This window comes from Enterobacter sp. EC_64, from assembly GCF_019584165.1.
GTDB classification, from domain to species: domain Bacteria; phylum Pseudomonadota; class Gammaproteobacteria; order Enterobacterales; family Enterobacteriaceae; genus Enterobacter; species Enterobacter roggenkampii.
In genome coordinates this window covers 44,044-56,601 of sequence record NZ_VDAS01000020.1, presented here as the reverse complement: position 1 = coordinate 56,601, position 12,558 = coordinate 44,044, and the positions used below count along the sequence as shown (strand labels likewise).

General features: G+C 56.8%; 10 protein-coding genes. 7 read left to right on the top strand and 3 right to left on the bottom strand.

Translation table 11 applies throughout. The features are described 5' to 3' along the window. Positions 1 to 39: 39 nt before the first annotated feature. Positions 40 to 1,377, bottom strand: a complete 1,338-nt coding sequence (locus FHC52_RS16250) for a TolC family outer membrane protein (protein WP_126288856.1) — start codon at positions 1,375 to 1,377, stop codon at positions 40 to 42. Positions 1,378 to 2,117: 740 nt separating this feature from the next. Between FHC52_RS16250 and FHC52_RS16245 the strand changes: the two genes are divergently transcribed. Both FHC52_RS16245 and FHC52_RS16240 read left to right on the top strand, forming a co-directional pair. Continuing rightward, positions 2,118 to 2,861, top strand: coding sequence for a DeoR/GlpR family DNA-binding transcription regulator (locus FHC52_RS16245; protein ID WP_126288854.1), 744 nt, complete (start codon positions 2,118 to 2,120; stop codon positions 2,859 to 2,861). A 13-nt stretch (positions 2,862 to 2,874) separates the two neighbouring features. Further along, positions 2,875 to 3,942 carry an oxidoreductase gene (locus FHC52_RS16240; protein WP_063435495.1) on the top strand — a complete coding sequence of 356 codons (1,068 nt, stop codon included), beginning with the start codon at positions 2,875 to 2,877 and terminating at the stop codon, positions 3,940 to 3,942. A 47-nt stretch (positions 3,943 to 3,989) separates the two neighbouring features. Here the strand turns inward: FHC52_RS16240 and cybB are convergent, their stop codons facing one another. Next, positions 3,990 to 4,520 carry a cytochrome b561 gene (gene cybB / locus FHC52_RS16235; RefSeq protein ID WP_021242559.1) on the bottom strand — a complete coding sequence of 177 codons (531 nt, stop codon included), beginning with the start codon at positions 4,518 to 4,520 and terminating at the stop codon, positions 3,990 to 3,992. 189 nt (positions 4,521 to 4,709) lie between these two features. Between cybB and gap the strand changes: the two genes are divergently transcribed. After that, entirely contained in the window at positions 4,710 to 5,711 is a 1,002-nt protein-coding gene (gene gap, locus FHC52_RS16230; protein WP_023327422.1) for a type I glyceraldehyde-3-phosphate dehydrogenase, read from the top strand. 54 nt (positions 5,712 to 5,765) lie between these two features. On the opposite strand, the gene FHC52_RS16225 is transcribed toward gap, so the two are convergent. Further along, the gene (locus FHC52_RS16225) at positions 5,766 to 6,560 is read right to left on the bottom strand and encodes a YdcF family protein (protein WP_126288852.1); all 795 of its coding nucleotides are present in this window, start codon (positions 6,558 to 6,560) and stop codon (positions 5,766 to 5,768) included. A 327-nt stretch (positions 6,561 to 6,887) separates the two neighbouring features. Between FHC52_RS16225 and FHC52_RS16220 the strand changes: the two genes are divergently transcribed. The 4 genes from FHC52_RS16220 (at position 6,888) to FHC52_RS16205 (ending at position 12,499) form a co-directional block, all read left to right on the top strand. Further along, positions 6,888 to 8,207, top strand: a complete 1,320-nt coding sequence (locus FHC52_RS16220) for an MFS transporter (protein ID WP_039266918.1) — start codon at positions 6,888 to 6,890, stop codon at positions 8,205 to 8,207. Positions 8,208 to 8,365: 158 nt separating this feature from the next. Then, on the top strand, positions 8,366 to 10,018 hold the full coding sequence (locus tag FHC52_RS16215; RefSeq protein WP_126288848.1) for an MFS transporter: 1,653 nt from the start codon (positions 8,366 to 8,368) through the stop codon (positions 10,016 to 10,018). 22 nt (positions 10,019 to 10,040) lie between these two features. Next, positions 10,041 to 11,123 carry an HlyD family secretion protein gene (locus tag FHC52_RS16210; RefSeq protein WP_126288846.1) on the top strand — a complete coding sequence of 361 codons (1,083 nt, stop codon included), beginning with the start codon at positions 10,041 to 10,043 and terminating at the stop codon, positions 11,121 to 11,123. Then, on the top strand, positions 11,120 to 12,499 hold the full coding sequence (locus FHC52_RS16205) for an efflux transporter outer membrane subunit (RefSeq protein WP_126288843.1): 1,380 nt from the start codon (positions 11,120 to 11,122) through the stop codon (positions 12,497 to 12,499). Before FHC52_RS16210 ends, FHC52_RS16205 begins: the two co-directional genes overlap by 4 nt. The last annotated feature ends 59 nt before the right edge of the window (positions 12,500 to 12,558 follow it).

Sequence of the window (12,558 nt, the reverse complement as noted above, 5' to 3'; positions counted from 1 at the left end):
ATTTTCAGACTTATTTTTCGCGACAATACGCGTCTTTTTTTAACTCAAATCGGGTAGTTTTGCGGCAGCGTTTTTCTCTATTCCAATAAGCGGCATTAAATTATCAACCGCGGAAGCATAATTAATTGCCGAACTCCAGCCATCATACTCAGCGATTATTTTCGCCGAGGTGGCCTGCCAGACATCCTGCTCAACGCTGAGCAGATCGTTAATGCTCCGCTTGCTCAGGGTGTACTCATTTTTATAGACATCACGGGCGCGCAGGGCATTTTCCAGCTGCTGTTTCCCGGCCTCCATTCTTCCCCGTGCACCGGTCCAGTCCGCCTGCGCGACGGAGGCTTTTTGCAGGACATCGAAACGCGCCTGATCGACCTGAGAGGAGGCCATCGCCCGTGCCCCTTCAGCCTGCCGCACGCGTGCAGAGACCGCGCCGCCCTGATAAAGCGGTGCGTCAATGTTGAGCTGGATCTGGTCGTCCCAGTACGAACGGTTGTCCGACTCGTAACGGGTACGTCCGCCCTTCAGGCTTAGGGTCGGCCAGTGCTGGGACTTCGCCGTTTCCACGCCATACTGGGCTGAGCGCTCCATGTTTTGCGCGGCCATAACCGCCGGTATCAGCGAATAATCAATGCGGTTGAGAGAATCAGGCTCAACCGCGAGATTTGCGGGTACAGGCGAAAAGTTATCGGCCTGCATTCCGGTTAATACCGCGAGCCTTGCGCGGGCGCTGTTTAAGGCGGCGTGATACTGCGCGACCGTCGCCTCCATGCCGGCAATACGCGTGCGGGTCTGGAGCTCATCGGAGGTCGAGCTCACGCCCGCGTCGGCGCGCAGCTTTGCCAGCTGCTCAACATTTTTTAGCGCCTGAACGTTCTCCTTTGCCGCCTGCAGCAGATCGGCATAGCGTTTGACCTCGACATAGCTCAGCGCCGTTTTTTCCGCCACGTCAGAGAGCGTGCTCATCAGCTGGTAGCGGTAGCTATCGCGCTGGGCGGAAGACTGGCTGATGCTGTTATTGGTCTTGCCAAAGTCATATATCAGCTGCGTCAGGCTCAGCCCCCACGCGGCTGAATTCTTCAGCGACCCGCTGGAATCGGTGGTCTGGCTATGGCCCGTGCTGCCGTTCAGCGATATTTGCGGCATCCAGCCGCTGCGCGCTTCATCTATTTGCGCCTGACCAATACCGAGTTGCGCGGCCTGCTGACTAATCGACGGATCGCGATCGATAGCAAAAAGAATACTTTCTTTTAAGGTTGTCGTGGCAACCGGGGCAATACCCACCTGACTACTATTGGCGTACGCCGTATTTATGGCTAATGAAATGAATGCCAGTGCTGCTGTAAATCGACGTAACATAGGCTTTCGCAATATCGTCATTTTTATCTCCCTGACTCTGAGTGACACTGAAGCAATTACCCAAAAAGAGGTATAGATAATTAGACAAATATCTTATTTCGCATCCTTGCCGAATTTTAGGTAAAACTCCCCATACCCATTTCCTCTGGAGATGAGATCTGCCTGCGTCTTATTTAAATTAAGAATTTACTTATTTCCTAAAGTGGTTAGCAGCATAACAAAATGCGTTATAAGCCACTACACCCCCAATGTTAATGTGGTGTTACAATTAAGAAAAAAGATGGGGTTTCTGGACAAAACTCTTAAAATGACCTTTCAGATGAAACATATAAACCGACTGTTATTTAAGGAAAATTCTTAATTCGTCACCTGCACATTTTTGCGTTAATTTCCGGGCGGGTCAGACACAAAGATTTTCAAAGAAGTGTCAATTTAAGTAGCTAAACCAGACAAATTAGAATTTAATGCCATTAACAAACTAATTAAAGCAATCAAAAGCCACACTAACAATATTTTTCAGAATAAAAACCCATACAATAGGAATACAGTGGTTACATAACCCAAATCGTTAAATAAAACATAACAATAACATTATGATTAACATTCAAAACGGCTTGCTTATACCTGTTTAATAAAATTTTAATAATCACGCATCTGAATCATCACGCCTCTCCACGACATCAAAACGACGTTGCCCTTTTCTCTGCGTTAAAATGCTGTATTATGCAAACTATTGCGACATTTTGCAGGAACGCAGACCGATGCACAAAACCGCACGACAACGCCACGTTCTGGATATCCTGAGCGAGCAAGGCCAGGCCAGCATCACCGAGCTGGCAGAAAAGCTGCAGGTTTCAGCCGATACCATCCGTCGGGATCTGACCGACCTGGAGAACCAGGGTCTGGCGCAGAAGAACCACGGCGGAGCCATCGCGCTGAATCTCTCCGCCATGAACCGTCAGGGCCGCAATACGCTGCTGCCGGAAACCAAACAGCGCCTCGGAAAACAGGTCGCCCTGCAGGTCCCTGCGGGTTCTACCCTGTTTCTGGATGCGGGCAGCACGGTAATGGCTGTCGCCTCCTTTCTTCGCGGGCCGCTCACCGTCATAACCACGTCGCTGGATATCGCCCAGCATTTTAGCGACCGGGAAGACGTTGAACTGATCCTGCTCGGGGGGAAATGGGACCACCAGCAGCGCCTGTTTGCCGGAAGCGCCACGTTGTCGTTGCTGTCCCGTTATCGGGCAGATATCGCCATCCTCGGGGCGTGCGCCATTCATGCCGAACTCGGTTTGAGCGCTGGTAAAGAAGCGGATGCCGAGGTTAAGCGCGCGATGCTTGACGTAAGCCATGCGCACTGGATTGTTGCCGACCACCTGAAGGTCAACCGCTGCGAGCCGTATCTGGTTTCCGGGTTATCCAACATTCAACAACTCTTTTTAGATCGTCCCTGGCCTGAGCTTGGGGACCCTGGCGCATTGCAGGTCACGGTGTGCGCGAATTAACGTGGAGAAGTTCATGAGTACAGTTCGAACAATTAACATTGCGCTGATCGGGTATGGATTTGTGGGCAAAACCTTCCATGCCCCGTTAATCCAGTCTGTGGACGGGCTTAAGCTGGCCGTGGTCTCTTCTCGTGATGAAGAGAAGGTTAAACGCGATCTGCCGGATGTAGAGGTGGTCGCCACCCCTGAAGAGGCTATTCAGCATCCTGATGTTGACCTGGTGGTGATTGCCTCCCCCAACGCCACGCACGCCCCGCTGGCGACGCTGGCTCTGAACGCTGGCAAGCATGTCGTGGTGGATAAGCCTTTCACCCTCGACATGCAGGAAGCCCGCGACCTGATCGCGCTGGCGGAGGAAAAGCAGCGTCTGCTCTCCGTCTTCCACAACCGCCGCTGGGACAGCGATTTCCTCGGCATTAAGCAGATTATTGAGCAGGGCACGCTCGGCAAGATTAAACATCTGGAGTCGCATATTGACCGCTTCCGCCCGGAAGTGCGCGTGCGCTGGCGCGAGCAGAACGTCCCCGGAAGTGGCTTATGGTTTGACCTGGGTCCTCATCTTATCGACCAGACGCTGCAGCTCTTTGGCCTGCCGCAGTCGGTTCAGGGGAATATCGCGACGCTGCGCGACGGTGCAGAAATCAACGACTGGGCGCACGTGGTCTTAAACTACCCGGAACATAAGGTGATTTTGCACGCCAGCATGCTGGTGGCGGGCGGTACGGCGCGCTTTGCCGTCCACGGGGACAAGGGCAGCGTGGTGAAGGCCAGAATCGATCAGCAGGAAGCACAGCTGCTCTCCGGGGTGATCCCCGGCAGTGAGGCCTGGGGCGAAGACAGCGACAGCATGGTGTTCTTTGGCGCTGACGGCGCATCGCAGACGATCCCTACCCCGAAAGGCGATCAGCGCCAGTATTACATCAATGTGCGTGACGCGTTGCTTGGGAAAATCGCCAATCCGGTCCACCCAGTTGAGGCATTGGCGGTGATGGCTGTCCTGGAAGCGGCGGTGACGTCGTCGGAAACGGGGTCAACGCAGACGCTGGCGTTAACGGCTGAAGAGCGTGCTCTGTTGGGTTAAAAAACAAGCCGGGTGGCGGCTATGCCTTACCCGGCAAGCGTTAAAGACTACGAACGCTTTTTCGGCATCATGCGCAGCAGGGTATTATCTTTCCAGAAATAGTGGTGCATCAGCGCCGCCGCGGCGTGCAGGCCAATCACAAAATAGCCCAGATTTGCCAGCGTCTCGTGCCACTCTTTCAGCATATCTACCAGGTCAAAATTGGACTCCGCCGCATGCGGCATCGCCAGGCCAAAAGCAAACCAGTCGCTACCCCGGTTATACATCATCACAATGCCAATCAGCGGCAGCGCAATAAACAGCAGATACACCACCAGATGCCCCAGATGAGACATCCCCGTCACCATCGCTTTTGGCTTCGGTTGAATCGGTGGTGCACGGAATTTCAGGCGAACCAGCAGACGCGTCACCATCAGCACCAGGATACTGATCCCGCATGAGACGTGGATCATGTTGATCGTCGGGCGCGCGGTGCGCGGGAAGAAACCTCTGAACTCCATGGCGCAGTAGGCGACGATGATTAACAGAAACACCAGCCAGTGGATGCCAATTTGCAGGCTTGTATATTTAGTGCGCATGTGATTTCTCGATTAAAAACAGTTACCGCGCCAACATAATCTCCTTTCCTTAAAAATTCATTAACTTTTCTGTATGGTTTTTCAAATACATCCTCCCGCATGAAGCATCTTCAATTGCCGCCCTACCCGTGATGGTCTAAGCCTGGATGAGTTCAAACTGTCACATCGACACGTTTACAGGAGAACACCATGAGTAAAATTGGCATTAACGGATTTGGACGCATCGGACGTCTTGTTCTGCGCCGCCTTCTTGAAACCCAGGACAGTAATACCGTCGTCGCCATCAACGACCTCACCTCTCCCAAAGTGCTGGCCTACCTGCTCAGGCACGATTCCAACTACGGTGGCTTCCCGTGGAGCGTGGATTTCACCGAGGATGCGCTGATCGTTGACGGTAAAACCATCGCGGTGTATGCCGAAAAAGAGGCAAAGCACATTCCGTGGAAAGCCGCGGGCGTGGATATCGTCGTGGAGTGCACCGGCTTTTATACGTCTGAAGAGAAATCACGGGCGCACCTGGACGCGGGCGCGAAGAAGGTGCTGATCTCTGCGCCCGCGGGGGACATGAAAACCATCGTCTACAGCGTGAACGACGAGACCATTGACGCCAGTGATACCATTATTTCCGTCGCCTCCTGCACCACCAACTGCCTCGCCCCGCTGGCAAAAGCCCTGAACGACGCGTTTGAAATTAAGGTGGGCACCATGACCACCATTCATGCCTATACCGGTACCCAGGCGCTGGTGGATGGCCCGCGCGGGAAAGATCTTCGCGCCTCCCGGGCGGCGGCAGAGAATATCATTCCGCACACCACCGGCGCCGCCAAAGCCATCGGTCTGGTGATCCCTGCGCTCAGCGGCAAACTGAAAGGCCACGCCCAGCGCGTGCCGGTTAAAACGGGCTCCGTGACCGAACTGGTGGCCATTCTGGGCAAGAAAGTGACCGTTGAGGAGATCAACGCCGCGCTGAAAAAGGCCACTCAGGGCAATAAATCCTTCGGGTATACCGATGAAGAGATCGTGTCGTCAGATGTGATTGGCTCGCATTATGGTTCGGTGTTTGACGCCACGCAGACGGAGGTGTCAGAAGCGGGAGACCTTCAGCTGGTGAAAGCCGTTGCCTGGTATGACAACGAGTATGGGTTTGTGACGCAGCTGGTGCGGACGCTGGATAAGTTTGCGGCGCTGTGATTTCCCCCCTCACCCTCACCCTCTCCCCAATGGGGCGAGGGGATTGTTCCGTGCCTAAATTATTTTACGTGCGCCCTTCAGGACAGGATCCTGCTGCAGCTGTTTCCACGCTGCCATGACGGCCTCGGGGAATTCAACGTGAGCAATATAATCCCGCCCGGCCGGGCCATAGCCGTTGGCGTCGTCATACAGGCGCGGCAGCTCCCCCATAACCAGTGAAAGGTAACGGTCAACGGACCACAGCCCGGTGTGGCCCTCGCTGAATTCCACGCCCTCGTTACCGTTTTGCAGCGTCGGCGTAAACCCGGGATGGCTGACCCACTGCGGCGAAATGGGCTCATCACGACACACGCGGGCAAACGTCGCCATCGTGCGGCGCTGCATCGTCGGATCCTGCACCACCAGCACCCGCCCGGTCGTTCGATGATGCTGTTTCAGCATGTTCCAGCTAAAACGCGCGTTTTCACCGCAGTTGGTGGAGCGATCCTCAACCCACAGCTGCGCCTCGGGGATCTGCCAGAACGTCCGCGCAATGTCGGCAAGAATGCTCGCTTCGGCCCGCCCTGTGACCGGTACGGTGTGGTAACGCGGATGATTGCCAATGGCGGTATATAAAAAGGGGGTCGAATGGCCGATGCCGCCGCTGATCAGAAGCGGTACATCTCTCTGGGCGGCAATACGGCAGGCCGCGTCAATGGTGGGGATCACCGCGTTTCCGGCCAGAATCACCGCATCGACTTCCGGGAGCGGACTCGTCGCGCTCAGGTCGTCCTGCGCCAGCCATTCACCGACAGTATTGAAAGCCGCCAGCGTGGCATGCGCCAGAACGGGAAAATGGGGCTGAACCATGGTGAACTCCTCACGTTGTTGAAGCGCCGAATTTATCATTTTTCTGAAATAACCAGAAACATCCAAAAATCATCGGGTTGCACCTGCCTATTATGCTTTTGATTTCCAGCCCTACAAAACATTGTATTGTGCAGGCGTCATGAAAAAGCACCCAACGCTGCTTATTTCGCCGTGATCTGACCAGTTTTACCCCCCCTGCGCTTGCCAAAGACAACATCCAACCCTAAGTTGCTTAACAATTTCACAACCTTTTTTATTATCACAGGTTGCACCTGAAGCGCGCCAGGTGACACCTCTCTCATCATCAACGTGGCGGGGTTTCAGGTCATGACAGAACATGAAAGTACGACGACGGTGTTACGTAAAAATAAAAAGGTGTTAATCGCCAGCCTTACCGGGAGCGCCATTGAATGGTTTGACTATTTTCTCTACGGTACGGCGGCCGCGCTGGTCTTCAATAAGATCTTTTTCCCGATGGTCGATCCGGTGATCGGACTCATCCTCTCTTATCTCTCTTTCTCATTAACCTTCTTTATTCGCCCCATCGGCGGGGTACTTTTCGCCCACATCGGCGACCGCATCGGACGGAAAAAAACCCTCGTGCTGACCCTCTCTTTGATGGGAGGTGCAACCGTTATGATTGGCCTGCTGCCCACGTATGAGATGATTGGCCTCTGGGCGCCTGCGCTGCTGATCCTGATGCGCATCATTCAGGGGATGGGCATCGGCGGTGAATGGGGCGGCGCGCTGCTGCTGGCCTATGAATACGCGCCAGAAAAACGTAAAGGCTTCTTCGGCAGTATTCCGCAGGCGGGCGTCACCATCGGCATGCTGATGGCAACCTTTATCGTGTCGCTGATGACCCTGTTCAGCGAGGAGGATTTTCTCTCCTGGGGCTGGCGCATCCCGTTCCTGCTGAGCTCGGTGCTGGTGTTGCTCGGCCTGTGGATCCGCAAAGATATTGACGAAACGCCCGATTTTCAGAAAGTGAAAGCGTCCGGTCAGGTAGCGAAGGCCCCGCTGCGCGATACGCTGAAACATCACTGGCGTGAAGTGTTGATTGCCGCCGGTCTGAAGGTGGTTGAAACCGCGCCGTTCTATATTTTCTCGACCTTCGTGGTGAGCTATGCCACCAGCACGCTGACGTACCAGAAATCGCAGGCGCTGGAAGCCGTGACGCTGGGAGCCCTGGTGGCAACCATTATGATCCCGCTAATGGGGCTGCTCTCCGATAAGGTAGGCCGTCAGCGCATGTACGCAATCAGCGTCTTCGTGCTGGGCCTGTTTATCGTACCGTGGTTTATGCTGCTCAATACCGGCACCACGTGGGGTATCGTGCTCGCGACGGTCATCGCCTTTGGCGTGTTGTGGGCCCCTGTCACGGCGGTACTCGGCACGCTGTGCTCTGAAATCTTTAGCGCAAACGTGCGCTACACCGGCATTACGCTCGGCTATCAGCTGGGTGCCGCGCTGGCTGGCGGTACCGCGCCGCTGATTGCCACCGGCCTGCTGGCAAAATACGACGGCGACTGGGTGCCGGTGGCCTGGTATCTTGCCGTCACGGTGACCATTTCTTTAATCGCGATTTTCTGCGCCAGCCGCGTTAAGCGCGCCACTCTCATCCAGGCGCAGCCCGAACGTCTCTGACCCTTCCCGGCCCGTCCTGCGGGCCGCTCTTTTTCCTTAAATTTCCCTTCACCATTTGATTAACATGCGTAAATCATATTCACTTGAATTATCATTTGCGGGAGTCGTAGAATCGCTAGCCCGCTAATTATTCAATCATTTCTAAGGTAAACGACGTTATGCGCCTGCCCGAACGCGACCCTTATGCTCCTCGCGAGTGGCAGCCACATGAGAAACCCGCCCTGCTGGGTTCGCCCTCCACGCCCGAACACAGTACGCCAAAACGCATTGCCTATGGCGTCGTGGGCCTGCTGGTCTGCCTGACGGGCGCGCTGGGGAATGCGGTGGTAACCGCCAACCTGCAAAATTTGCAGGGGACCTTCGGCGCCTGGTCAACCGAAATCGCCTGGCTGCCCGCGGTTTATGTGATGACCAACATGTCCATCAACCTGCTGCTGGTTAAATTCCGCCAGCAGTATGGCCTGCGCGCCTTTACGGAAGGTTTTCTGGTGCTGTACGTGCTGGTCACCTTTTTCCACCTGTTCGTTAACGATCTCAGCTCGGCGCTGATGGTGCGCGCCGCGCACGGCATGGTGGCCGCCGCGCTCAGCTCGCTGGGGATTTACTATCAGATCCAGGCCTGGCCTGCGAAGCACCGCCTGAAGGCGCTGACCATCGGCATCACCGGTTCATCACTCGCCATCCCGCTGGCGCGCCTGTTTTCAACCGAGCTGCTGCAGCTGGACGAGTGGCGCGGGCTTTATTTCTTCGAGCTGGGACTGGCGCTGATCTCCCTGGCCTGCGTCATCGCCTTAAAATTACCGCCGGGCGACCGGCGCAAGGTCTTTGAGAAAAAAGACTTTATCACCTTCTTTTTACTGGCTCCCGGGATGGCCCTGCTCTGTGCCGTCCTCTCTCTGGGCCGCCTTGACTGGTGGTTCGAAGCGCCGTGGATCGGCTGGTCGCTGGCGCTATCGCTGGTGCTGATTGTCGCAGCCATCGTCTTTGAACATAACCGCAGCAACCCGCTGCTGAACACCCGCTGGCTGTCGAGCGGCAGCATCGTCCGCCTGGGGCTGATTATGCTGCTGATCCGTATCGTGCTGGCCGAGCAGAACACCGGCGTCATCGGCTGGCTGCAGTACGTAGGCTTACAGAACGAGCAGATGACGCACCTTGCGTGGTCCATTTTCGCCGGGATCGTCTGCGGGATTGTCACCAGCTGTCTCACCATCAAGCCGACGAAACTGGCGTGGCCAATCATTACCTCTCTGGCGCTGATGATTGTTGCCTCGCTGCTGGACAGCCAGTCCAACAACCTGACCCGTCCGGATCAGCTGATGGTAAGCCAGTTCCTGCTGGGCTTCGGCAGCGCCTTCTTCCTGGCGCCCGCTATGCTGGCCGCCATTGGCGGAGTGATCGCCGACCCGCGTAACCTGGTCAGCTTCTCGGTAATGTTTGGCATGAGCCAGAACCTCGGTGGCCTGCTGGGCTCCGCGATCCTCGGCACCTTCCAGACCTGGCGCGAGAAGTACCACTCCAGCCTGCTGGCGGACCAGCTCACCACGCTCAACCCGCTGGTCAACGAGCGAATTCAGCTTTATACCCAGATGTACAAAAGCCTGATTGGCGACAGCGCGCTGCTGGGAACCCAGGCGATAACGCAGCTGCAAACGGTCACCGCGCTGGAGGCGAATATTCTGGCTTATAACGATACTTATCTGCTGACGGCGAGCATCGCTGCCGCCACGCTGGTCTGGATTTTATGGCGCTTGCTGCGCCTGCGCATCACTGCCCGTCTGGCGCTGAAGAACGCCACCGGCAACAAATAATTGAAAGAGTTCTGGAGAGTTTATGAGTCAGCAGGATGCCGCCAAAGAGCAGGCCAACACCCGCAAAAATGTGCGCATTGTTTCCGTTTTCACCGCCGCCGCCATCGGTATTGTCGGCGTGCTGGTGATCCTTTATGCGTGGCAACTGCCGCCGTTCACCCGTCACGCGCAGTTTACCGATAACGCCTACGTGCGCGGCCAGACGACGTTTATCAGCCCGCAGGTGAACGGCTATATCACCGAGGTGAAGGTTCAGGACTTTGTGCAGGTTAAAAAAGGCGACCTGCTGATGCAGATCGATGACCGTATCTATCGTCAGCGGGTGCATCAGGCAGAGGCGCAGCTGGCGATGAAAATTGCCGCCCTGAATAACAACCTGCAGCAGCGTAAAAGCGCCGAAGCAACGATCGCCAAAAATGACGCCGCGCTGAAAAATGCCCGCGCCCAGAGCCTGAAAAGCCAGGCGGATTTAAAACGGGTGAAAGAGCTGACGGCGGACGGCTCGCTTTCCATTCGCGAGCGCGACGCCGCGCTGGCCAGTGCCGCTCAGGGTAGCGCCGACATCGACCAGGCGAAAGCCGCCCTTGAGATGTCGCGTCAGGATCTGCAGACGGTGATTGTCAATCGCGGTGCGCTGGAAGCGGATGTTGAAAACGCCAAAGCGGCGCTGGAGCTGACGCAGATTGACCTGCAAAACACCCGCATTGTGGCGCCGCGTGACGGCCAGCTCGGCCAGATCGCCGTGCGTCTCGGGGCCTACGTGACCGCCGGAACCCATCTCACCACCCTGGTGCCGCCGCAGCACTGGGTCATCGCCAACATTAAAGAGACCCAGCTCGCGGAGCTGCGCGTCGGCCAGCCGGTGAAGTTCACCGTTGATGCCCTGAACAACAAGGCGTTTCAGGGCCGCGTGGAGAGCATCTCTCCGGCGACCGGGGTTGAATTCAGCGCGATTACACCGGATAACGCCACCGGGAACTTTGTCAAAATTGCCCAGCGTATTCCGGTGCGTATTGAGGTACTCGGTAAGCCAGAAGATTCCGCGCTGCTGCGTCCGGGTATGTCGGTGCAGGTAACCATTGATACGCGGGAGGCGAAGCAATGATCCTTCGCCCGATAGCCGCGCTGGTGGTGGCGGTCATGCTGGCCGGATGCCAGTCCGTTGACGTCAAACCGGCGCAGCCGACGCTGCACATCCCCACCCAGTGGCGCACCGTCTCCGGCCCTGCCAGCCCGACGGAGCAGCTCTGGTGGCGTAATTTCCATGACAACCACCTGAACCGCTATGTGGATCAGGCGCTACAGCATAACAGCGACGTGCTGATCGCCCGCGAACGGATAAACGAGTATCAGGCGCGGGTCTATGCGGCCGACGGCAGCCTGTTTCCCTCCCTCGACGCGGGCGTAACCGGGACGCGCGCCCGTTCACAATCCGCTGCGACCGGGCTGCCGGTTTACGGCACAGTGTACAAAGGGAGCCTGACGGCAAGCTATGACGTGGATATCTGGGGAGTCAACCGCAGCACCTCGCGCGCTGCCGAAGCTACGCTGGCGGCGCAAAAAGCCGCCGCCGCGGCTGCGGATTTGACCGTCGCCTCGTCTGTGGCATCCGGGTATGTCACCCTGCTCTCGCTTGACGAGCAGCTGCGGGTGACCGAGTCCACGCTGAAATCGCGCGAAGAGGCGTTTAACCTTGCGAAGCGTCAGTTTGAGACGGGCTACAGCTCGCGCCTGGAGCTGATGCAGTCGGATTCCGAACTTCGCTCAACGCGGGCGCAGGTGCCCGTGCTGCAGCACCAGATTGCACAGCAGGAGAATGCCCTCAGCCTGCTGCTGGGAAGCAACCCGGGCGACGTGGCGCGCAGTGAAACCTTTGCAGCACTGACGCCGCTGACGCTGCCGTCGCAGCTGCCTTCTACGCTGCTGAACCGCCGCCCGGATATCGTTCAGGCCGAACGCCAGCTGGTGGCGGCGGATGCCTCGCTCGCGGCGTCGCGCGGCAGCCTGCTGCCGTCGATCAACCTGACCGCGACAGGATCGGTTCAGGATCGCACCCTTTCCGGCCTGCTGGACAACCCGCTTCAGCTCTGGAGCGTCGGAGGCAGTATTCTCGCCCCGCTGCTGAACCGCCAGGCGCTGAATGCGCAGGTGGATATTTCTCAGTCCCAGCGTAACCAGGCGCTGTACGCCTATGAAAAAACCGTGCGTAACGCGTTTGCCGAAGTGAACAACAGCCTTGATGCGATAAGTCGCTATCAGGAACAGCTGACGGAGCTGCTTGCCCAGCAGGATGTGGCCCAGGAGACGCTGCGCATTGCGCAGAATCGCTATCGCAACGGCTACTCCTCCTATCTGGACGTGCTGGACGCGCAGCGCACGCTGTTCTCGGTCCAGACCAGCGTCGTGCAGGTGAAAAACAACCTGCTGCTGGCGCAGATTGATTTGTATAAAGCGCTGGGCGGCGGCTGGGTCAATGTCTGAAGGCGCTTAACGGGCCTGGATTTCGTGACGTAGGCCGGGTAAGGCGCAGCCGCCGCCCG

Bases quoted from the DNA above. Each gene is read 5' to 3' on its own strand.
- FHC52_RS16245 (WP_126288854.1), top strand. From the start codon at position 2,118: ATGCACAAAACCGCACGACAACGCCACGTTCTGGATATCCTGAGCGAG.
- FHC52_RS16205 (WP_126288843.1), top strand. From the start codon at position 11,120: ATGATCCTTCGCCCGATAGCCGCGCTGGTGGTGGCGGTCATGCTGGCC.
- FHC52_RS16215 (WP_126288848.1), top strand. From the start codon at position 8,366: ATGCGCCTGCCCGAACGCGACCCTTATGCTCCTCGCGAGTGGCAGCCA.
- FHC52_RS16250 (WP_126288856.1), bottom strand. From the start codon at position 1,377: ATGACGATATTGCGAAAGCCTATGTTACGTCGATTTACAGCAGCACTG.
- FHC52_RS16210 (WP_126288846.1), top strand. From the start codon at position 10,041: ATGAGTCAGCAGGATGCCGCCAAAGAGCAGGCCAACACCCGCAAAAAT.
- FHC52_RS16220 (WP_039266918.1), top strand. From the start codon at position 6,888: ATGACAGAACATGAAAGTACGACGACGGTGTTACGTAAAAATAAAAAG.
- cybB (WP_021242559.1), bottom strand. From the start codon at position 4,520: ATGCGCACTAAATATACAAGCCTGCAAATTGGCATCCACTGGCTGGTG.
- FHC52_RS16240 (WP_063435495.1), top strand. From the start codon at position 2,875: ATGAGTACAGTTCGAACAATTAACATTGCGCTGATCGGGTATGGATTT.
- gap (WP_023327422.1), top strand. From the start codon at position 4,710: ATGAGTAAAATTGGCATTAACGGATTTGGACGCATCGGACGTCTTGTT.
- FHC52_RS16225 (WP_126288852.1), bottom strand. From the start codon at position 6,560: ATGGTTCAGCCCCATTTTCCCGTTCTGGCGCATGCCACGCTGGCGGCT.